Source organism: Maritimimonas rapanae, from assembly GCF_057837205.1.
In genome coordinates, this window is sequence record NZ_JBYQFI010000001.1 from 1,211,695 (window position 1) to 1,232,650 (window position 20,956).

21 protein-coding genes are annotated in these 20,956 nt (G+C 32.2%); 11 read left to right on the forward strand and 10 right to left on the reverse strand.

Annotated elements, in window-relative coordinates:
* The first annotated feature begins 82 nt into the window (after positions 1–82).
* The 3 genes from AC3IF2_RS05815 (at position 83) to AC3IF2_RS05825 (ending at position 2,589) form a co-directional block, all read left to right on the forward strand.
* Positions 83–712: an NUDIX hydrolase gene (locus AC3IF2_RS05815; protein WP_489166129.1), complete on the forward strand. Its 630-nt coding sequence runs from the start codon at positions 83–85 to the stop codon at positions 710–712.
* 46 nt (positions 713–758) lie between these two features.
* The gene (locus tag AC3IF2_RS05820) at positions 759–1,571 is read left to right on the forward strand and encodes a lysophospholipid acyltransferase family protein (RefSeq protein ID WP_489166130.1); all 813 of its coding nucleotides are present in this window, start codon (positions 759–761) and stop codon (positions 1,569–1,571) included.
* 64 nt (positions 1,572–1,635) lie between these two features.
* Positions 1,636–2,589 (forward strand): hydrogen peroxide-inducible genes activator, encoded by a 954-nt coding sequence (locus AC3IF2_RS05825; RefSeq protein WP_489166131.1) that lies wholly within the window; start codon positions 1,636–1,638, stop codon positions 2,587–2,589.
* Positions 2,590–2,616: 27 nt separating this feature from the next.
* On the opposite strand, the gene AC3IF2_RS05830 is transcribed toward AC3IF2_RS05825, so the two are convergent.
* The 8 genes from AC3IF2_RS05830 to AC3IF2_RS05865 form a co-directional block, all read right to left on the reverse strand.
* Entirely contained in the window at positions 2,617–2,811 is a 195-nt protein-coding gene (locus tag AC3IF2_RS05830; protein WP_489166132.1) for a hypothetical protein, read from the reverse strand.
* 117 nt (positions 2,812–2,928) lie between these two features.
* Positions 2,929–3,198 carry a hypothetical protein gene (locus AC3IF2_RS05835; RefSeq protein ID WP_489166133.1) on the reverse strand — a complete coding sequence of 90 codons (270 nt, stop codon included), beginning with the start codon at positions 3,196–3,198 and terminating at the stop codon, positions 2,929–2,931.
* A 60-nt stretch (positions 3,199–3,258) separates the two neighbouring features.
* Complete coding sequence (locus AC3IF2_RS05840; RefSeq protein WP_489166134.1) at positions 3,259–3,885, reverse strand: CatA-like O-acetyltransferase; 627 nt, start codon at positions 3,883–3,885, stop codon at positions 3,259–3,261.
* A 3-nt stretch (positions 3,886–3,888) separates the two neighbouring features.
* On the reverse strand, positions 3,889–4,584 hold the full coding sequence (locus AC3IF2_RS05845) for an HAD family hydrolase (protein ID WP_489166135.1): 696 nt from the start codon (positions 4,582–4,584) through the stop codon (positions 3,889–3,891).
* The gene (locus AC3IF2_RS05850; RefSeq protein ID WP_489166136.1) at positions 4,581–5,546 is read right to left on the reverse strand and encodes a type I phosphomannose isomerase catalytic subunit; all 966 of its coding nucleotides are present in this window, start codon (positions 5,544–5,546) and stop codon (positions 4,581–4,583) included. The genes AC3IF2_RS05845 and AC3IF2_RS05850 overlap by 4 nt, the downstream gene beginning before the upstream one ends.
* Positions 5,547–5,549: 3 nt before the next feature.
* Positions 5,550–5,960: a 6-pyruvoyl trahydropterin synthase family protein gene (locus AC3IF2_RS05855; protein ID WP_489166137.1), complete on the reverse strand. Its 411-nt coding sequence runs from the start codon at positions 5,958–5,960 to the stop codon at positions 5,550–5,552.
* Positions 5,961–6,482, reverse strand: coding sequence for an isopentenyl-diphosphate Delta-isomerase (gene idi / locus AC3IF2_RS05860; protein ID WP_489166138.1), 522 nt, complete (start codon positions 6,480–6,482; stop codon positions 5,961–5,963). It lies immediately after the preceding gene.
* Between the two features lie 20 nt (positions 6,483–6,502).
* Positions 6,503–7,720, reverse strand: coding sequence for a hypothetical protein (locus AC3IF2_RS05865; protein ID WP_489166139.1), 1,218 nt, complete (start codon positions 7,718–7,720; stop codon positions 6,503–6,505).
* Positions 7,721–7,792: 72 nt separating this feature from the next.
* Here AC3IF2_RS05865 and AC3IF2_RS05870 point away from each other — a divergent pair, with 72 nt between their 5' ends.
* The 3 genes from AC3IF2_RS05870 to AC3IF2_RS05880 all read left to right on the forward strand — a co-directional run bounded on the left by AC3IF2_RS05870 (position 7,793) and on the right by AC3IF2_RS05880 (position 10,474).
* On the forward strand, positions 7,793–8,497 hold the full coding sequence (locus AC3IF2_RS05870; protein WP_489166140.1) for a peptidylprolyl isomerase: 705 nt from the start codon (positions 7,793–7,795) through the stop codon (positions 8,495–8,497).
* A 34-nt stretch (positions 8,498–8,531) separates the two neighbouring features.
* Positions 8,532–10,118, forward strand: coding sequence for a peptide chain release factor 3 (locus AC3IF2_RS05875; protein ID WP_489166141.1), 1,587 nt, complete (start codon positions 8,532–8,534; stop codon positions 10,116–10,118).
* Between the two features lie 125 nt (positions 10,119–10,243).
* A complete protein-coding gene (locus AC3IF2_RS05880; RefSeq protein WP_489166142.1) occupies positions 10,244–10,474 on the forward strand; it encodes a hypothetical protein in 231 nt (76 codons plus the stop codon).
* Here the strand turns inward: AC3IF2_RS05880 and AC3IF2_RS05885 are convergent.
* Complete coding sequence (locus AC3IF2_RS05885; RefSeq protein ID WP_489166143.1) at positions 10,471–12,084, reverse strand: alanine/glycine:cation symporter family protein; 1,614 nt, start codon at positions 12,082–12,084, stop codon at positions 10,471–10,473. The two genes, AC3IF2_RS05880 and AC3IF2_RS05885, sit on opposite strands and share 4 nt — an antisense overlap.
* Positions 12,085–12,247: 163 nt before the next feature.
* Positions 12,248–13,348: a hypothetical protein gene (locus AC3IF2_RS05890; protein ID WP_489166144.1), complete on the reverse strand. Its 1,101-nt coding sequence runs from the start codon at positions 13,346–13,348 to the stop codon at positions 12,248–12,250.
* Positions 13,349–13,425: 77 nt separating this feature from the next.
* Here AC3IF2_RS05890 and AC3IF2_RS05895 point away from each other — a divergent pair, with 77 nt between their 5' ends.
* The 5 genes from AC3IF2_RS05895 to fdhD are packed head-to-tail and all read left to right on the forward strand — an operon-like array spanning position 13,426 to position 20,944.
* Positions 13,426–14,508: an AI-2E family transporter gene (locus tag AC3IF2_RS05895; RefSeq protein ID WP_489166145.1), complete on the forward strand. Its 1,083-nt coding sequence runs from the start codon at positions 13,426–13,428 to the stop codon at positions 14,506–14,508.
* 53 nt (positions 14,509–14,561) lie between these two features.
* Entirely contained in the window at positions 14,562–15,683 is a 1,122-nt protein-coding gene (locus tag AC3IF2_RS05900; RefSeq protein ID WP_489166146.1) for a class I SAM-dependent methyltransferase, read from the forward strand.
* A gap of 59 nt (positions 15,684–15,742) precedes the next feature.
* The gene (locus AC3IF2_RS05905) at positions 15,743–17,362 is read left to right on the forward strand and encodes an NADH-ubiquinone oxidoreductase-F iron-sulfur binding region domain-containing protein (protein ID WP_489166147.1); all 1,620 of its coding nucleotides are present in this window, start codon (positions 15,743–15,745) and stop codon (positions 17,360–17,362) included.
* A gap of 10 nt (positions 17,363–17,372) precedes the next feature.
* Complete coding sequence (gene fdhF / locus AC3IF2_RS05910) at positions 17,373–20,138, forward strand: formate dehydrogenase subunit alpha (RefSeq protein WP_489166148.1); 2,766 nt, start codon at positions 17,373–17,375, stop codon at positions 20,136–20,138.
* Positions 20,139–20,149: 11 nt separating this feature from the next.
* The gene (fdhD, locus tag AC3IF2_RS05915) at positions 20,150–20,944 is read left to right on the forward strand and encodes a formate dehydrogenase accessory sulfurtransferase FdhD (RefSeq protein WP_489166149.1); all 795 of its coding nucleotides are present in this window, start codon (positions 20,150–20,152) and stop codon (positions 20,942–20,944) included.
* The last annotated feature ends 12 nt before the right edge of the window (positions 20,945–20,956 follow it).

Below are 20,956 nucleotides of genomic sequence, written 5' to 3' on the forward strand. Positions count from 1 at the left end.
CTTTCATAAAGTTTAAATTTTGACTCAACAATAATATTAAATTTGTATTCTTATTAATTTAAACGTAAAATTAAACTAATTAATGGATTTCGATTCCTTTTTAACACACCTTTCACAATTAGTAGAAGCTCCTTTGGGTGGAATGGTATCTCAATTTAAGATGGCGCCTGAATTACGGTTGAAATTTACTGAGGAAAGTATCGAAAAGCGAAACCCTAAGCAATCAGCTGTATTAGCGCTTTTTTATCCTGATAAAGAAAATATAACCCACTTTTTACTAACCCAACGTGCCTCTTACAATGGCGTACACTCAGCTCAAATAAGCTTTCCTGGTGGTAAAATAGAGGATAATGATCTAGACTTAGAAGAAACGGCCTTACGTGAAGCTAATGAAGAAACTGGCATAATTATTAAAGATGTAAAAACATTTAGAAAAATTAGTAAAACCTATATACCTCCTAGTAATTTTTGGGTAACTCCATATATTGCAACGATTGACTATACTCCTATTTTTATTAATAATAGCGAAGTAAACTCAATTATTGAAGTTAAACTAAAAGATTTGTTAGATGATAGTAATTTAACTACTAAGAATTTAACCACATCGTATATGCAAGACATTGAGGTGCCATGTTTTAAATTAAATGGTCATATTGTTTGGGGAGCAACAGCAATGATCTTAAGTGAAATTAAAGATCTTTTAAGATCTTAATAATCTAGTTTTTGTAAGTTTGTCTACCCTAAACCACTAACCCTATATGAAGTTATTCAAACAAGATCCATTTGGAAATGCTTTATTTATAAAGAAAAATCTTATTCGACTTATCGGATTAATTTCGCATCAACGATTCAGAGGATTTAACTCATTAGATATTGAAGGCTCTGAGGTTTTAAGAAAACTTCCTGAAAATGGAGTATTATTTGTTTCTAATCACCAAACTTATTTTGCAGATGTTGCAGCTATGCTCCATGTATTTAATGCGGCTTTAAGCGGAAGAGATGATAACATTAAAAATGTGGGGTATCTATGGCAACCAAAATTGAATATATACTATGTGGCTGCCTTAGAAACAATGAAAGCAGGTATTTTACCTAAAATATTTGCTTATACAGGATCAATTTCTATTGAAAGAACTTGGCGTAGTAAAGGACAAGAGGTTAATAGACAAGTAAAAATGTCTGATATCAGTAATATTTCAAAAGCACTAGATGATGGTTGGGTAATAACTTTCCCTCAAGGTACTACTACACCTTTTAAGCCCATAAGAAGAGGTACTGCACATATTATCAAAAAACATAAGCCTATTGTGATTCCTATTGTAATTGATGGCTTTAGAAGGGCTTACGATAAAAAAGGATTAATGATCAAAAAACGTAATGTTTTACAATCAATGGTCATCAAAGAACCTTTAGAAATTGATTATGACAATGAAACTGTCGAACAGATTGTTGAAAAACTTCAATTTGCAATTGAGCAGCACCCTTCATTGTTAAATGTAATTTCGCCTGAAGAATATGCTAAGCAAGAAGCTGAGCTTAATAAGAAACGGGAATTCTGGAATTTCGATTAAATTTTTACCCTTCAATTTTTTTAATTATAAATATAATTGATAAATTTGTTAACTATTATCAATTATGACTATTACTCAATTAAAATATGTGCTAGCTGTAGCTGAGTATCAGAACTTCACAACTGCTTCAGAAAAATGTTTTGTTACGCAACCTACACTGAGTATGCAAATTCAAAAATTAGAAGATGAATTAGGTGTTATTATTTTTAATAGAAAAAAGAAACCTATTCAACTTACCACAATTGGTGAAAAAATTATTGAGCAAGCCAAAGTTATTGTTGATGAAAGTGTTCGTATTAATGATATAGTCGATCAACAAAAAGGATTTGTAGGTGGAGAATTTAAGTTAGGTATTATTCCGACTGTTAGCCCTACTCTACTACCACTTTTTTTAAAAAACTTTATTAAAAAGTACCCAAAGGTTAACTTAAAGATTGAAGAACTAAATACTGCTTCCATTATTAAAAAGATTAACGATGGGCATTTAGATGCTGCAATTGCAGCCACGCCGCTTGAAAATGATAATATAAAAGAACGTGTACTTTACTATGAACCTTTTGTTGGCTATTTAAATTCTAATCATAGATTATCTTCAAAAGAAAAACTTACAGTAGATGACTTAAACCTTGAAGATGTTTTATTACTAGAAGATGGTCATTGTTTTAAAAATAATATTTTAAACATCTGTAGGTCCTTAAAATCTAGTGATGTTGAGCATTTCAAATTACAAAGCGGAAGTTTCACAACACTTATAAAATTAGCTAAAGAAGGCTTAGGCATGACGTTATTACCCTATTTACAAACCTTAGACCTTAATGAAACTGATAAGTCATTATTAAAAGAATTTGAAAATCCAGCACCGGCAAGAGAGGTATCGCTTATTTATCATAAATCACAATTAAAAATGCAAATGGTTGAAGCACTAAAAAATACAATCGATGGTATTATTAGAGGTGTAATTTCTTTTAGTGAAGTAAAAATTGTGAGTCCTTTATATAAAACAAAAATGGAGCTTTAATTAAATAAAACTCCATTTTTTTGTTGGTTAGTTTACTACTGCCATGCAAACATAAAGTTCCGGCTTATTGGCAGTAAATTCAGTTAGCCATATTTTTAACTCCTCTATTTCGTGAGGGAGCAATCTATTAATGGCTTTTTCTAGTTCTTTACAAAACAATTCTACATTAAAACTTACTTTTTTGAGAACCGTTTTTGTATACTCAAACATTGCTCTTGCCATATACTCTTGCAGGTTTTAATTTAACCTTATAAGTTAGAACGACAAACAAAATATCTTATTACAAGACAATATGTTAAAGTTTATTAAAACTTATATAAGATCGTGCTATAAAATTACTTATAATTTTTGAATCTTACCAAGTAAACTATTAGCTTTTTCTTCTAACTCTTTGCTAATAGCTTTAAAATGAGCCTTTTTATTTTCTACATCTTTCGCATGAATTTTTTCAATCAATTCATCAAAAGTAACAATGGTCTCATCTATAATTTTTTCTGCTTTACCTGCTTTCTTTTCATCCTCTTGTAGCATTTGCCACATATAACATTCTTCAATAATATCAGATAATACGTAATTAATATCTTTCTTTAAATTCTTTACACTTGCCATAATTCTAAGTTTAGTCGTGCAAATTTAATCTAATTAGTAAATACCTTGCTTAAAATTTTATTAAAATTGATGTAGATTTTTTTGAAACTCTTCTACAAATAAACCTACATGATAACCATCTACTAAAGCATGATTGACTGCTATAGCAACAGGCATCATTAGTTTACGATCTTTTTCTATGAATTTACCAAAAGCAAGTTTTGGAACCGATTCTTTATGGATACCTAACACAGGTTCTTTATGACCAGAGAAATTAAACCAAGGCATTGCAGAGCAATAAATACATGCGTCATCACCTTCTTCCTCTGGAAACAGCTCAGTAGAGTTTAAAATTCGTTCTTTTTCAGATAAAAAAGCTTTATAAAAGGTTTCAAAGTCTTCACTAAATCTAATAAATGAACATCCAAAAGTATTATCTTTTCTTGCAATGGTTGGTGAAGTATGTATCACATCATGCACAACTACTTTATCACCTCTAATTCTATATTTAAAGTTGTCAATAGCATTGATGGCCTTCATGCAGGCATGTAAGTATAATGGAAAGAAAAATAATTCTTTCTTTTTTGAGTATCTATAAGCTTTGGTTACATCAAAATCCACAGTAACTGCAAAATAAGGATCTTCAAATTGTTTGAAAAATTCAAAATGCTGTTTTCTATTCCAGTTTTCTATATCTAACTCTTGCATTAACTAAACAAATTTTAACACATCTGTTAATTTAGTAATTGTTTGATAGTCTACATTATTTTCTTCGGTACTTGCTACTTCATGTGCCCAAGTTGTATGATATGGAACATGAATTGCTTTTGCACCAATTTCTATTAATGGTAATACATCAGATTTTAACGAATTACCGATCATTAAGAATGATTCAGGCTTTATATCTAAATGTGAAAGTAACTTTTTATAATTATCAGCTTTCTTTTCACTTAAAACTTCAATATGATGAAAATACTTTATTAAATCCGATTTTTCTAGCTTCCTTTCTTGGTCTAATAAATCTCCTTTTGTAGCTAAAATTAATCTGTATTTACCATTTAATGATTCTAAAGTTTCTTCAACTCCTTCTAGCAATTCAATAGGTTTTTCAAGCATTTGCTTACCCAGCTCTATTATTTTTTGAATTGCTTTCTGATCTATTTTATAATTTGATAGCTCTAAAGCAGATTCTATCATAGACAAAGTGAATCCTTTAACCCCATAGCCATATAAGCGAAGATTCTTCATCTCCATTTTAAACAACTCTTGATCTAATTTATTCTCTGTTTCGTATTTAGAAAGAATCTTGGCGAACTCATGCTCAACCTCTCTAAAATAAGTCTCGTTTACCCAAAGCGTATCATCTGCATCAAAGGCAATTACTTTTATATTAGAATAATCTATCATTTAATATATACTTCTAATAAATTTGATTTTTCTACAGAGTTAATTTGTAAGTCTTTAAGCGAGGCCGGAATTAAGACCGTTTCCCCTTTATTAAGTTCTACTTCATTAATTATTACATTACCCTCAACACACATATAAATCACAAAAGAATCCTTGTCAGAATGATTTACATTCAAACTTCCTTGCACAAAAAAAATATTAGTGGTAAAATACTGACAATCAACAATATTTGATTGTTTGTTTAACTTTTTTATATAATTTTTTATATACTCTTTTTGAGCTTTATAATCAATCGCATCTAATGCTTCTTCAGTATGCAAATCGCGATAGTTCCCATTACTATCTTGTCGATCCCAATCGTATACTCTGTATGTAATATCACTTGTCTGCTGAATCTCAGCCAATAATACTCCTGCTCCAATAGCATGCACTCTACCAGTAGGTATAAAATATACATCACCAGTCTTTACCTTATCTACATTCAATATATTAAGTAAAGATTTATTCTCTAAATGCTTTAGATATTCTTTTTTATTAGAGTCTTTTTTAAAACCTACTATCAATTCAGCATTCTCGTCTGCTTGCATAACATACCACATTTCTGTTTTTCCGAAAGAATTGTGGCGCTTTTGTGCTAGATCATCACTTGGGTGCAGCTGTATACTCAATGCTTCTTTTGCATCTATAAATTTAATTAACAAAGGAAATTTGTCTCCAAATTGCTTATAAACAGATTTACCAACCAAAGCATCCTTATAATCTCTTATAAGCTTTTTTAAACTTTCTCCTTTTAATACACCATTAGAAACAATTGATGTATCGCCTTCAACATCTGATATTTCCCAGCTTTCTCCAATATTATTTCTAGTAGAATTTTTATTTAAAAGCGTAATAAGTTTTTTGCCACCCCATATCTTCTCTTTAAGAATAGGTTCAAATTTTAATGGATAGTCTAAACTCATTGGTTAATTACCATTGTAGGTTACATAATTTCTAGGTGTCTCGTATAAAGTAACCGATAAATCTTTAGAATTATTTATATGTGGTCTTAGCTTATTCCAAATTACAACGGCAATATTTTCTGCGGTAGGATTTAGTTCTTTAAACTCTGAAACTTCCTCATTTAGGTTTTTATGATCTAATGATTCTTCCACTTCAGTTTTGATTAATTGTTTTAATACTTTCATATCAATTACAAATCCTGTTTCAGGGTCAATATCGCCAGTTACAGAAACTACCAAGTCATAATTATGCCCGTGATAATTTGGGTTACTACATTTACCAAACACTTGAGCATTCTTCTCATCTGACCAATCTGATCTAAACAAACGATGTGCAGCGTTAAAATGTGCTTTTCTATTTACGGTAATCTTCATCTATGCTTCAACTAATCTTTGGTAATATTCTTTAAAAATAATCTTAAACCATTCTGTATAAATCTCTGGTGAAGCCTTAATATCTGATTTTACAGTCTCTAAACTTACCCACTTATAATCCTTAACTTCTACTGGGTTAACTTCTGGATTCTCATCATATTCTCCAATCATTACATGATCTAATTCATGCTCAGTTAATCCATTATCAAATGGTGCCTTGTAAATAAATGAGAATACTTCTTTTAAGTCACAATCAAATCCCATTTCTTCTTGTAGTCGACGTTTACCAGCTTCTATGCTGGTTTCTCCATCACGTTGATGGCTACAGCAGGTATTTGTCCATAGTAATGGTGAATGGTATTTACTTGCCGCTCTTTGTTGTAATAGTAGCTCTCCATTCTTATTAAAAACAAATACAGAAAAAGCACGATGCAATAACGCTTTTTCATGAGCTTCTATTTTTGGCATTAAGCCAATCTTATTGTCATTTTTATCTACTAAAATTACCTGCTCTTCTATCATTTTTCAAATATATCACAAAACTATAGATTATTTAATTGCAGAAATGCTGTTTTAATGGTAGGATTTTCTCCTGAAACATCTGTCCAAGCGAAATATGCTTTATTATTTAAAATTTCTAATTGTGGGAATCCACTTGAACGAGATGGGTCAAATTCTGAAACAATTACAGAATCACCTGTTATACCAGTAATATGTGCTTTAACAGCTTTAATAACAGTTTTTGAATCTTCAGATGTTACCCAACTTACCAAAGCATTTTCATTATCTATCATAGTTACATCTACCCTTCCTATAGTTTCAATTTTATCAATTACTATGGGTTTATCAAAAGTTACGCCATTATTCTTAGAGAAAATCAATTTTACTGTTGGCACATTGCTGGCTTCAGTATACCAAGCTACTACCAAGTTATCATTATAACTATCAGTTTTTGGTCCATTGACAGGGCATCCTTCTATTTTCCAATTGTCATTAAAAACAGATATAGGTTTAGTCCATTTACCTTCAACTAAGCGGGTAATATTAATATCTCTAATTTCTGTATCTGATCGATCCCTATAAACAACTATAGGTCCATTTTCAGTGATCGTGGCAGAGGTTTGACAACAATCACAAGTTCTAGCATCTAGTTCTATTTCGTTACCCTTTTTACCACTAGCTGAAATTTCTGCGGCTCTTATTGTCATAGCGCCAGCTGCATGATGATCATGTCCTCCGGTAGTATTTCTGCCATCTAGCCATGTAACAAAAAATGAATCATTTTTATATGGTAACAGAGTTACAAAACCATGTTCTGATTTAGTGCCATCATCATGCAGAATAAATTCATCTTGCCATGAATCATCATTCTTACTAAATTGCTTTAAGTAAATATCATAAGTATAGGTTCCATCTTCAGATTTTGGTAAATAATGTGTTAATATATTACCTTCATTTTCAGCTATAGCTGGAAAGTCTGCCCAGTTTACAAACCAATCTTTTCCCTTAATAATTTCGGTTGGTTCAGACCATTCATTATTAGTGAATTTTGAAAAATTAAGGCTTGAAATAGAATCATTTATTTTATGCATCCACGACATAAACAACTCTTTATCATTAGAAAATAAATAAGGTTGAACACAATTCTCAAAAGATGGTGATTCTATGTATGTGACTTTAATTGATGCATTTCCTTTTTCAGGAGTTTTACAAGAAAGAAACAGCATAAAAAAGAATAAAATAGTAAGTAAATTTTTCATGTTTTAGAATAATAATCGAAAATACAAAGTTTTATAGGATTACAATTATATTTGCTCATTAGAATTTTAATTATGAGGTTGTTCCCTTTTGTTTTGATAATTTTAATTGTGCTTTCTTGTGCTGAAAAAAATACTTCACCCATTAAAGCTGAAGACAAGACTCCTGTAAAAGTTGAAAAAATAAATAGTAAAGAAATTATTAAGCCCGCATCTAAAGAGCCTAAAGAAGTAACTATTAGCAGAAAGAATACGGTAGAATTCTTAACTAAATACGGCAAGGAAAATCCAGAAACACTAGTTTTATTTAAGACTAGATTAGGTGATTTAAAAATCAAATTGTATAACAATACACCTTTGCATAGAGCTAGCTTTATCTTTTTAACCAAAGAAGGTTATTTTAGCACAACAAGTGTGCATAGAATAGTTGAAGGTTTTGTAGTACAAGGTGGCAATTCTGAGGCACCTTCTACAAGAAAATTAAGACGAAAATTTGACGCTTATACCATACCTGCAGAGTTTAGAAAAAATAGAATCCACATATATGGTGCTATTGCAGCTGCACGCGATTGGGATAATAACCCAAAAAAACGTTCTACACCTTTTGAATTCTATTTTGTTCAAGATAAAAATGGTAGTCACCATTTAAACGGTGAACATACTGTTTTTGGTGAAATAGTTGAAGGTTTTAGTACACTCGAAAAAATTGCTAAAGTTAAAGTTGGTAATGACGAATGGCCCATTGAAAATGTCTATTTCGACGCTTCAGTAATTCGTTAAATTAAACTTATATTTGCCGACCCAATTTTAATTCATGAGTTTTTTAGAAGAGATACAGCGTAGACGTACTTTTGGCATTATTTCACACCCAGATGCTGGTAAAACTACCTTAACTGAAAAGCTGCTACTTTTTGGTGGTGCTATTCAAGAGGCTGGTGCAGTAAAGAATAATAAGATCAAAAAAGGTGCAACTTCCGATTTTATGGAAATTGAACGCCAGCGTGGTATTTCTGTAGCTACTTCAGTATTGGCATTTATCTATAAAGACAAAAAGATAAACATCTTAGACACACCAGGTCACAAAGATTTTGCTGAAGATACTTTTAGAACATTAACTGCAGTAGATAGTGTTATTGTGGTGATTGATGTGGCAAAAGGTGTTGAGGAGCAGACTGAAAAACTGGTAGAAGTTTGTAGGATGCGTAATATACCAATGATTGTCTTTATCAATAAATTAGACAGAGAAGGTAAAGATGCATTCGATCTTTTAGATGAAGTAGAGCAAAAATTAGGGTTAACCGTTACTCCTTTAAGTTTTCCTATTGGGATGGGTTATGATTTTAAAGGTATTTACAATATCTGGGGGAAAAAATTGAATCTATTTTCTGGAGATAATAAACAAACCGTTTCAGAAGGTGTTGAGTTTGATGATGTCTCTAATCCAGAATTAGACTCGCATATTGGTGAAAATTCAGCTAATCAGCTACGTGAGGAATTAGAATTGGTTTATGAGGTATATCCTGAATTTAATCAGCAAGCATATTTAGAAGGAAAGCTACAACCTGTATTTTTTGGATCTGCATTAAATAATTTTGGAGTTAAAGAATTATTAGATTGTTTTATCAACATTGCCCCTTCCCCTCAACCAAAAATGGCTGAAGAGCGATTGGTAGATTCAAAAGAAGATAAGTTATCTGGATTTGTATTTAAAATCCATGCCAATATGGACCCAAAGCATCGTGATCGTTTGGCCTTTGTAAAAATAGTTTCAGGCACATTTAAACGTAATGCTCCTTATTTGCATGTTCGCCATAATAAGAAATTAAAATTCTCAAGCCCGAACGCTTTTTTTGCTGAAAAGAAAGAAATAGTTGATGAATCTTTTCCAGGGGATATTGTTGGGCTACATGATACTGGTAATTTTAAAATTGGTGATACGTTGACTGAAGGAGAACAATTAAACTTTAAAGGTATACCTAGTTTTTCACCTGAGCATTTCCGTTATGTTAACAATGCGGACCCATTGAAAGCTAAACAATTATATAAAGGTTTAGATCAATTAATGGATGAAGGTGTTGCTCAGTTATTTACGTTAGAACTAAATGGTAGAAAAGTAATCGGAACCGTAGGTGCACTTCAATATGAAGTAATTCAATACCGTCTAGAGCATGAATATGGAGCCAAGTGTTCTTATGAGAACCTAAATGTTCACAAAGCATGTTGGGTAGAACCTGATGATGAAAAGAATGATGAATTTGCTGAATTTAAACGTGTTAAACAACGTTATTTAGCAAAAGATAAGCAAGAGCAATTAGTATTTTTAGCGGATTCTTCTTTTACCATTCAAATGACTCAGCAAAAGTATCCTACTGTAAAACTGCACTTTACAAGCGAATTTTAAAGGATTACTCTTCCATAAAAGTTAGAAATAATAGATTTTTATTATTCATTTATAAGCAGAAAATATTTAGCTTTATTTGGAATTAGTCTAAACTTTTATATATTTAACCATAATAAGGAGAATAAATGGAAACTAAAAAAGAAAATATTATAAAAGATGCCTTAGAATTTGAAAATTCTAAGAACCCAATAACGAGTACTTCAGAACGTGTTATCGTATCTAGAGAAGCAAAAAAGCATATACTAGCATTGAATGAAATCTATAAAGAGACGAAAGACCAAGAAATAATGGATATAATGAAACGCTTAACAGCCATTAAGCAACGTGCTGAAAAGCGTTTGATAATGCGTGTCTAAGATAGTTTTGTTTTAATTGCACTTAAATACTTTGCTAATTCTTCCATAACCTTCGGAAATAAGAATAGTAATCCTATCATATTTGGGAATACTAGTGCTAAGATCATTGCATCAGAAAATTTAATAACTGCATCTAAAGTAACTGCTGCACCTAATACTGTAAATATTAAGAAAATAATCTTATAAGTAAGGTCTGTCAATTTGCTTCTTCCAAAAAGGTATTTCCAAGATTGTAATCCATAGTATGACCAAGATAGTATTGTCGAAAAGGCAAATAATACTACCGCAACTACCAAAACATATGATGACCCAGGTATTGCATGATCAAATGCCATTGAGGTAAGATTTACACCTCCTGCTCTACTTCCATCTGCTAGTAAAGCTTGATTATTTACTACATCACCATAAACAAAAGCACCATCAACATTAAACATAATAATTACTATAGCCGTCATGGTACAAATAACAACCGTATCAATAAAGGGCTCTAATAAACCAACCAATCCTTCTGAAGCTGCAAATTTTGTATTAACGGCTGAGTGAGCTATCGCAGCAGAACCAGCACCTGCTTCATTAGAAAATGCTGCTCTACGAAAACCTTGAATCATTACACCTATAAACCCGCCAGTAATAGTAGCTCTTGGAGTAAATGCCTCACTGAAAATCAAACTAAATGCATCATCTACATAGCTAAAATTAGACAAAATAATAAATAAAGCTGCTGCTACATAAAGTACCGCCATAAATGGCACTATCTTCTCCGTAACCTTTGCAATACGCTTAATACCACCAATAATGACAATACCAACAAAAATGGCAAAAATTAACCCTATAATACTACCTGAAGATGAACCTTCTATGCCAAACCTAGAAATTATCTGCGCTGCTGCCTGATTAGTTTGAAATGCATTACCCCCGCCAAAAGAAGCTCCAACACATAGAACAGCAAACAAACCAGCTAATACTTTACCAAAATGTTTATAACCGTTTTCTTTTAGCCCTCTAGAAAGGTAATACATCGGCCCACCATAAACACTGCCGTTTTCATCTATATCTCTATAGCGTACACCTAAAGTACACTCAACAAATTTTGACGACATTCCTAACAATCCTGCTAAAATCATCCAGAAAGTAGCACCAGGTCCACCAATTGATATAGCTACGGCCACCATTGCTATATTACCTAAGCCTACTGTTCCAGACACAGCAGTAGCCAAGGCTTGAAAATGATTTACTTCGCCGTGATGGCTTTCATCTTTAATAGTATCAATTATGTCACCTTCTACTTGGTGAACATTAGGAGTTGTTTCTATTTCTAAATGTTCGAGTTCATCATATTTACCCCTAACTACCTGGATGGCTGTAGGAAAATGTCTAATATTTACAAACCCGAAATAAATAGTAAAGAAAAGTGCTCCACTAAGTAATAATATTAATACTACAGGGATTCCAAACCCAGCAATAGTGATTTGAGTGAATATTAAATTTTCCCACCAAATAGCAATTGGCATAAATGCATCATTAATTTGCTCATCTAGGCCTTTAGATTGAGCCCTAATGTAAGTAGGAATAGAAAAGAGTAATGTAAATAGTAAATGTTTTAAGTTCATGATAATAATTTTAATTCAGTGCAATTTGTATCATGAATTCTTAAGAGCGGTAAAAAGTCAGAAAGATGTTAAAAATGTCAGTAATTAAGCTACTGACAAAAAAACAAAAATGTCATCCTGAACTTGTTTCAGGATCTCATTATACCTTCATCTGGATTCCGCATCAAGTGCGGAATGACAAGTCTATATTCTCAGGAGGAAGCGCTAAACGGATTCTACGTTCTCTCTTTTCAGACATTTCAAAAAGAGAATCTTTTAGAGGATTTAGGTGATGATTACGCGTCCAATTTTCTTTTCCGAAAATACCATCTAATAAGGCAGTAAGTAATCGCTTTATTTCGTTGTGATCATTAATATCATATGTTTTAGATATATCAAAATTCTTAGGCTTAATTTCTAGCCAATCATCTCCTTGCTCTTTTTTTTGCTGTGCAAATTTTAAAAACAGATTATATAAAGCTGGTGTTAATTTTACTTTTCGTTCATTGCCTCCTGGTAGCCCTTTTAGTATTACAAATTGTTCTAATTTATTCTTGCTATTCCTAATTTTATGAAACCTTATATAAAAATGTTCTGAAGCTGGTATTACATTTTCAGCTAATTCTTTCACCCAGCTTAATGCCAAAGCAAAAAACAGCATAATTAGAGATGTTTTAAAAATTGCAGAAAATAACGTAAGGTTTATTGAGGAGCCTGTTAATTTATATAATTGCGCAACTAAAGTAATAATAATGGTTATTAATGATAAAATTGCTAGTATTTTTAGCCTTCGTTTTGCGAAAGATTCCCATAAAACAAAACCTAAAAAGCCTAAAGTTAAAAAGGCATAATAAACATCTAATTCACTTATTAAGCTTAATGTCTTACCTGAGATCATTTTACTAATTGTGGGTAATAGAGAAAATAAGAATGGTAAACCAATTATATAAATCCAATACTTAGATTTTATAATATGTTTAACAGGTTTTGGCAAATATCGAAACCAAGGCAAAGCTAATAAGATAAAAAGGCTATTGAACAATGATAGTATACTGCGCCATCCATCAAGCAAAAAAGTATTATCGATATTATTATTTACAAAATACACTTCAATGGCACCAGATATACTCCAACATAATATCGATAATGCCAACCATACCTGACCAAAATCGTTTTGTCTTTTACCAATATGCCACCAAATAGCTAATAATGCTATAAAAGCAAATAAACAAACGGTAAATTGCCACCATCCATAAAAGGTCAATATTTCACTTGTAGCGTCCAAAAAGTATTAAATTACACTTTCAAATATAGCTAAAAACAGGGTGAATAATATTTAGAATTTAAGCTATATTTACGCTCATGAACTCTAGAACAATTAGCAACGGAATCTTAAAAGCCCTTGGTATTATATTAGGAATAGGGCTTCTACTCTATTTTCTATATCAAATAAGATCAGTTATTATTTATATCGTTATAGCGGCAGTATTATCTCTTATTGCACGACCAATAGTACGTTTTTTAAAAAGGAAATTAAAGTTTCCAAATACTTTGGCAGTAGTAACCGCCATGGCATTATTTATAGGGATGCTTTTTGGATTGGTGTCTATGTTTATTCCACTAATTATTAAACAAGGACAAAACCTTTCTTTACTTGATATTACTCAATTAGAGCTTAAAATTGAAAATTTACTGAATCAAGCTAATGATTATTTTGCAGCTCGAGGAATTAATATATTAGAACAATTAAAAAGTGCTGATCTTTTTTCGAATGTTAAAGCGATACCAAATCTTCTAAATAATATTTTAGGAGCAGTTGGCAACATTAGTATTGGTCTATTTTCTGTACTCTTTATTGCCTTTTTCTTTATGAAAGACAGTCTATTATTGCATAATGGGTTGATGGTTTTAGTTCCTGATAAAACTGAAGGGCGTTTTGCTGACTCTCTAGAAAAGATTGAAAATTTATTGTCACGATATTTTATTGGTTTAGTAACTCAGATTACAATACTATTTGTGCTATATACGATTATATTGCTAGTCTTTGGTGTTGATAACGCTTTAGTAATTGCATTTTTATGTGCTTTGTTGAACTTAATACCATATGTTGGACCATTAATCGGTGGCGCATTAATGCTTATTTTAACAATGACTAGTCATTTAGGCGAAGATTTTCAAACTCAGATCTTACCTACCACTATTTATGTAATGATCTTTTATTTTGTAGCGCAAATGATCGATAATTTTATTAGTCAACCTAGAATTTTCTCTCAAGCCACAAAAGCACATCCCTTAGAAATATTTTTAATCATAATTATTGGAGGATTATTATTCGGTGTCATGGGAATGATCGTAGCTGTACCATTGTATACAGCATTAAAAGTGATTTTAAAAGAATTCTTATCTGAAAATAAGATTGTAAAATCATTGACTAAGGATTTATAAACTTGAATCCTAAAATTTTAAATACAGAAGTTCAAAATTTCATCAATCTAAACTTGAAAACAGACATTTCTAAATTGCTGTTTAAAGGAAGTCTGTTTGAAGGTATTTCTATTCAAGAATTAGTTGAACAAATTGAAGCAAAAAAGCGCAGTAAGAAGAAGCTCCCAACTTGGTTTCAAGCACAAAACATTTATTATCCCAATAAGCTAAATATTGAGCAAACTTCGTCTGAAATTGCTGCAAAATATAAATCTGAATTGATCTCGGGTAATTCTATTATTGACCTTACTGGTGGATTTGGCATTGACTCTTACTGCTTCTCTAAACAATTTATAGAAGTTATTCACTGCGAGTTAAACAAAGAATTATCTGAAATTGTAACACAAAATTTTAAACAACTAAAAATTGATGTTAAAACCATAATTGGAGACGGTTTAGAATATCTTAAAACAAATAATAAGCCATTTGACTGGATCTATGTAGACCCCTCTCGTAGAAATGATATAAAAGGTAAGGTATTCTTACTAAGAGATTGCTTACCTAATGTGCCAGAAAATTTAGAGTTTTTATTTAATTATTCAGATAATATCATGATGAAAGCATCGCCAATCTTAGATATTACCAGTGCTATTAACGAACTAAAATTTGTAAAGGAAGTTCAAGTTATTGCTATAGAAAATGAAGTAAAAGAACTGTTATTCTTTCTCAAAAAAAACTATACAGAGGTTATAAACATTAAAACAATCAATATTAAAAAGGGTACAATAGATTCTTTTGAAGCTGATTTTGATTCTAACTCAGAAACGAAATATTCTATACCACTTACCTATCTCTATGAGCCGAATTCAGCAATTTTAAAATCAGGGTTGTTTAATGAAGTATCTAATCAATTGAATATTTATAAATTACATGTTAACAGTCATTTATATACACATAAAAATTTAATTGAATTTCCAGGAAGATGCTTTAAAATAGCTCATCAAATATCATACAATAAAAAACAACTCAAGCAATTAATTCCATCTAAAAAGGCAAATATCACCACGAGAAACTTCCCGGAAACGGTTGCACAAATCCGTAAAAAAACTGGAATTAATGATGGCGGTGATATATATCTATTTTTCACAACAGATATTAACAATAAACATATTATTTTGATATGCGAAAAAGTTTAACAAGAGCTCTTTTTTTATCGTTCTTTATTTTAGTAATTTAGTCCAACTAAACATTTCATATGGCGAACAAAAATATCCGTTCATTATCTTATAGGAAAGAACTAGATGACAACCTTTTTGAAAATGTAGCTGAACTGGCTAAAAAGCCTACCTCTCAAGAAGAGTTTCATGAACTGGCTGAACGCTTTATGATAGATGATTCTGTAGTGTTCGGAACGGCTTCTTTTTATGATTTTCTTAGACCTGAGAATCAAGGTAAAACTGTACACATATGTAATGGAACTGCTTGTTTAGTAGCTGGTACTCAGGAAAAATTGATCAATAATCTAGAAGGTGTTGTTGATAAGGATAAGATTGGACATGCACCTTGTTTAGGACATTGCCATCATAATCATGCATTTTTATATGATGATAAAACATATTCTTCAAATTCTTCTGAAAAGCTAAAAGACATTATAGACTCGAAGGATTATCAGGAAAATGCTTACCATATAGGTTGTAACTCTACTCCTATACTTACTTCAACAGTTGATGATATCGCTGATTTTTATAAACTAGCTGATAAATTTAGAAGTAAGCCTTTTGAAGCTATTGAAGAGCTTAAAATATCCAATTTAAGAGGTCGCGGAGGAGCGGGGTTTCCTTTTTATTTTAAACTAGATGCGGTTATAAAAGAAGAAGCTGACCAAAAATACATCGTTTGTAATGCTGACGAAGGTGATCCAGGAGCTTATTCTGATATGTACTTAATGGAACATCAACCACACAAGGTGCTGTTTGGAATGTACATGGCAGGAATTATCGTAGGTGCCGACACAGGTGTGCTATATATTCGTGGTGAATATCCTGATTCTATTAGAAAAATTAGAAACGCTATTAACGAGTTTAATAATCTAGGATTAGAGAATAAATTTAGATTCAAAATTATTCGTGGACAAGGATCATATATTTGCGGTGAAGAAACTGCACTTCTGAGTTCTATTGAAGGATTGCGCCCAGAAGTGCGTGTGCGTCCACCCTATCCAGCTCAATATGGTCTATATGGTAAACCAACTGTACTTTCTAATGTAGAAACCTTTGCCAATGTACATTGGATCTTAGAGAATGGCGGTACTGCTTACGCAAATCTAGGCAAAGGAAAATCTACTGGCACTAAATTAGTTTCTTTAGATAGCTTTTTTAATAGACCCGGTATGTATGAGATCGAAATGGGTACTCCTTTAAAAAGTGTATTTGAAGACTATGGTAAAGGATTTAAATCTGATATAAAAGCAGTACAAATTGGAGGACCATTAGGCGGTATTGTCCCCGTTAATAGAATTGATGGACTTACTTTAGATTTTGAGTCATTTGCTTCTCAAAACTTTTTATTAGGACATGCTAGTGTTGTTTCTATTCCTAATGATTTTCCAATGGTGAAATTTTTAGAGCATTTACTAGAATTTACTGCAGATGAATCTTGTGGTAAGTGCTATCCATGTAGAATCGGCTCTCATAGAGGTTATGAAATGCTTAAGAAAGCTCAAAATGAGGATTATAAAATAAATAGACAATTATTCGATGACCTTATAGAAACCTTAGAAATTGGTTCTTTATGTGCATTAGGCGGTGGTATCCCACTACCTATTAAAAATGCATTGCAATATTTTGAAGATGAATTGAAGTTATACTTCGCTTAATCAATAAAAGATGGAAGATAAAGCAACACAAAGCATACAGAAAGATATAACTAAAAATGGCTCGCCGAAAGCTTATATTAATAATCAGGCTTATACTATCATGCCTGGCGAGACCATTCTCGAATTTGTAAGGCGTATTGAAGATAGAGATGCCATACCTACCATGTGTCAAGATGATCGACTAGATAATTTTGGTTCATGCCGAGTATGCTCCGTAGAAGTTGCTCGAGAAAAAGATGGAACAACTAGAACTGTGGCTTCTTGCCATACCCCAATTGGTGAAGAGCAATACATCTATCATAATACCGATAAGATGAAGCGGCTACGTAAGAATATAGTTGAGTTGGTCTTATCTGATTATCCATCTGACAAAGTTTTTCCTCCAGGAGATAAAAAACCAACCGAATTTCAAAAAACAATTGCTCAAATAGGCATACCAAATGTACGCTATCCAAAAGGGGAGCATCATTTAGATATTAAACCAGATAGAGCACATCCCTACATAAAATCAGATTTATCACAATGTATCAATTGTTATCGTTGTGTTAGAGCCTGTGAAGAAATTCAAGGTGAAATGATCTTAAATATGTCTGGTCGTGGTTTTGCAACCAGTATCATTAAGGGTTTTGATACAACCTTTGATGAATCAGCATGTGTTTCTTGTGGTGCATGTGTACAAACTTGCCCTACCGAAGCTCTTACTGATAAGTTTGAAACGAAAACTTTAATTGCTGATAAAACAGTTAGAACTACATGTACTTATTGTGGTGTTGGTTGCCAGTTAGATGTATCTGTTATCGATGGAAAGATTCGTGGTATTCAAGCTCCTGAAACAGCAGAAGTAAATGAAGGGCATACATGTTTAAAAGGACGTTTTGCATTTCAGTTCTACAATCACCCTGATCGCTTACGCGAGCCTATGATCAAAAAGAATGGCAAGTTCGAAGTCGTTTCTTGGGATGAAGCCTATGATTTCATCACTGATAAATTACTAAAAATTAGAGACAAGTATGGCCCAGATGCTATTGGAGGTATTTCATCTTCAAGAGCTACTAATGAAGAGAATTATTTAATGCAAAAAATGATCCGTGTAGCTATAGGTACTAATAATATTGATGGTTGTGCGAGAGTTTGCCATGCCCCTACCGCTTATGGTATGCAACAAGCTTTTGGTACTGGTGCAGCCACTAATTCTGTTGAAGATATGAAGGAGGCTGATGCCTTATTCTTATTTGGGGCTAATCCAATAAAAGGGCATCCGGTTACAGGTGCTAAATTTAAGCAGGCCTTTATGAAAGGTGTTACTTCCATCGTTGTAGACCCAATTAAGACCAAATTAGCTAATCTAGCAACCTATCATTTACAGATTCGCCCGGGTACCAATGTAGCTATTTTAAACATGATTGCGCATTACATCATCAAAGAGGGATTAGTAAAACAAGATTTTATAGACTCATATACTGAAATGTATGATGAATTTAGAGATCATGTTATTGATTTAGATATGGATGAACTTGCTGAGCTAACGGGTGTTGATAAGGAATTAGTTAGAGAAGCTGCTATTGCTTATGCTTCCGCGGAAAGGGCTATGGAATTTCATGGATTAGGAGTTACAGAGCATTTTCAAGGTAGTAAAACAGTAATGCTTCTTTCAAATATTGCTATGATGACTGGTAATGTTGGTAGAAAAGGTGTAGGATTAAATCCGTTGCGAGGACAAAATAATGTACAAGGAGCAGCAGATATGGGTGTTCAACCGCATCAGGGTGCAGGATATTTAAATGTGAATGATCCCGAGATTCGACAATATTATGCAGAAAAATATGGTATTGAAAAAATGCCAGAAAGAGAAGGTTTAAAAATCCCTCATATGTTAGATGCCGCCATTGATGGTAAGATCAAAGCTCTGTATATAATGGGTGAAGATACCATTATGACTGACCCTAATTCTAATCATAGTATCAAAGCTTTTGAAAACTTAGAATTAATTGTTGTTCAAGAGTTATTTATGACAGCTACATCTGAAATGGCAGATGTAGTTTTACCTGCTTCATCATATTTTGAAAAAGATGGCACGTTCACTAACGGTGAACGTCGCGTACAGCGCGTAAATAAAGTAGTAGAGCCTATTGGTAATACGAAGCCTGACGGACAAATCATTATTGATATGATGCATCGATTAGGTTATGATCAACCAACTGGTTTAAAATACGAAGCATCTAAGGTTATAGAAGAAATAGCAGATGTTATTCCTTTTATGAAGGGATTAAGCTGGGAACGATTAGGTAAAAACGGTTTGCAGTGGCCAATTAAAGAAGATGGATCTGACACTAAAATGTTACATGTAGATGGTGCCTTTAAAAAAGGAAAAGGAAAATTTCATCATTTCGATTTTGAAGAAACACCAGAAATTATAGAGCATGGAGCTGCTTATCCTTTTATATTGACAACGGGACGTGAACTAGAACATTACAATTCGGGTACTATGACACGTCGTACAGATAATCAAGAAATTTTAGGGAAGGATTATCTAGAAGTACACCCTAGAGATGCAAAGGATAAAGGTGTAAATGATGAAGATATTGTTAGAATTTTCTCTGATAGGGGAAGCGTAAATATTCCGATTAAAGTTTCTAAAAATGTAAAACGAGGTATTTTAAGAACTACTTTTCATCAACCTGAAGTCTTTATAAATATTATAACAGGCAGTGTTGGTGACAAAGAAACGATGACACCAGAGTACAAAGTGGTAGCTGTTGACTTTGAAAAAGTTTAAGATTTCAAATTATGCAGTCATATAATTATGATGCTATTAAATATAGTGGCGAGACTTCCAAAAAAATCAGTGATACCCTTGTGGTAGAAGCTGCACTTCAAATAAATATTAATAACAAACCTTATACTGTAGTAATGCGTACACCTGATGACGATGAACAACTTGTACGTGGTTTATTATATGCCGAAGATATCTATAAAAGAACTGAGTCTTTACCACTAGAATTCGTTGAGAAAAAAGAAAACGGATTTTCTATCATTAATGCTACTATTCCAAAAGATAAACTTGGTAAAGGGTATATGAACAAACGTACATTGCTGTCAGTTTCATCTTGCGGTATTTGCGGAAAGCAAGAGCTTTCAGATATTGAAATTGAAGGTCAATCAATAGAGCAAAATAAAGTAGTAAGTCTAGCTGATATTAAAAAAATGTATATTAAAATGAAATCTAGACAAGGCCTCTTTGAAAAAACTGGAGGCTCTCACGCTACGGCTGCTTTTGATTCTAAAGGCACTATACTTAGTATAAAGGAAGATATTGGCAGACATAATGCTTTAGATAAAGTAGTTGGAGAGCTATTAAATATGAAGAGGTTAAAAGAAGTAGTATGTATATTAGTAAGTGGTCGTGTTTCTTATGAAATAGTCTCTAAAGCATTTATAGCTAAAATACCTATAATAATAGCAGTATCAGCTTGTTCATCTCTCGCAGTTGACTATGCTAAAGAACTAGGTATTTGTGTTGTTGGTTTTAATAGAGGTGATAAGGCTACATTATATGCTAATCCTAATTATATAAATAATTAAACCAAAAGTAGA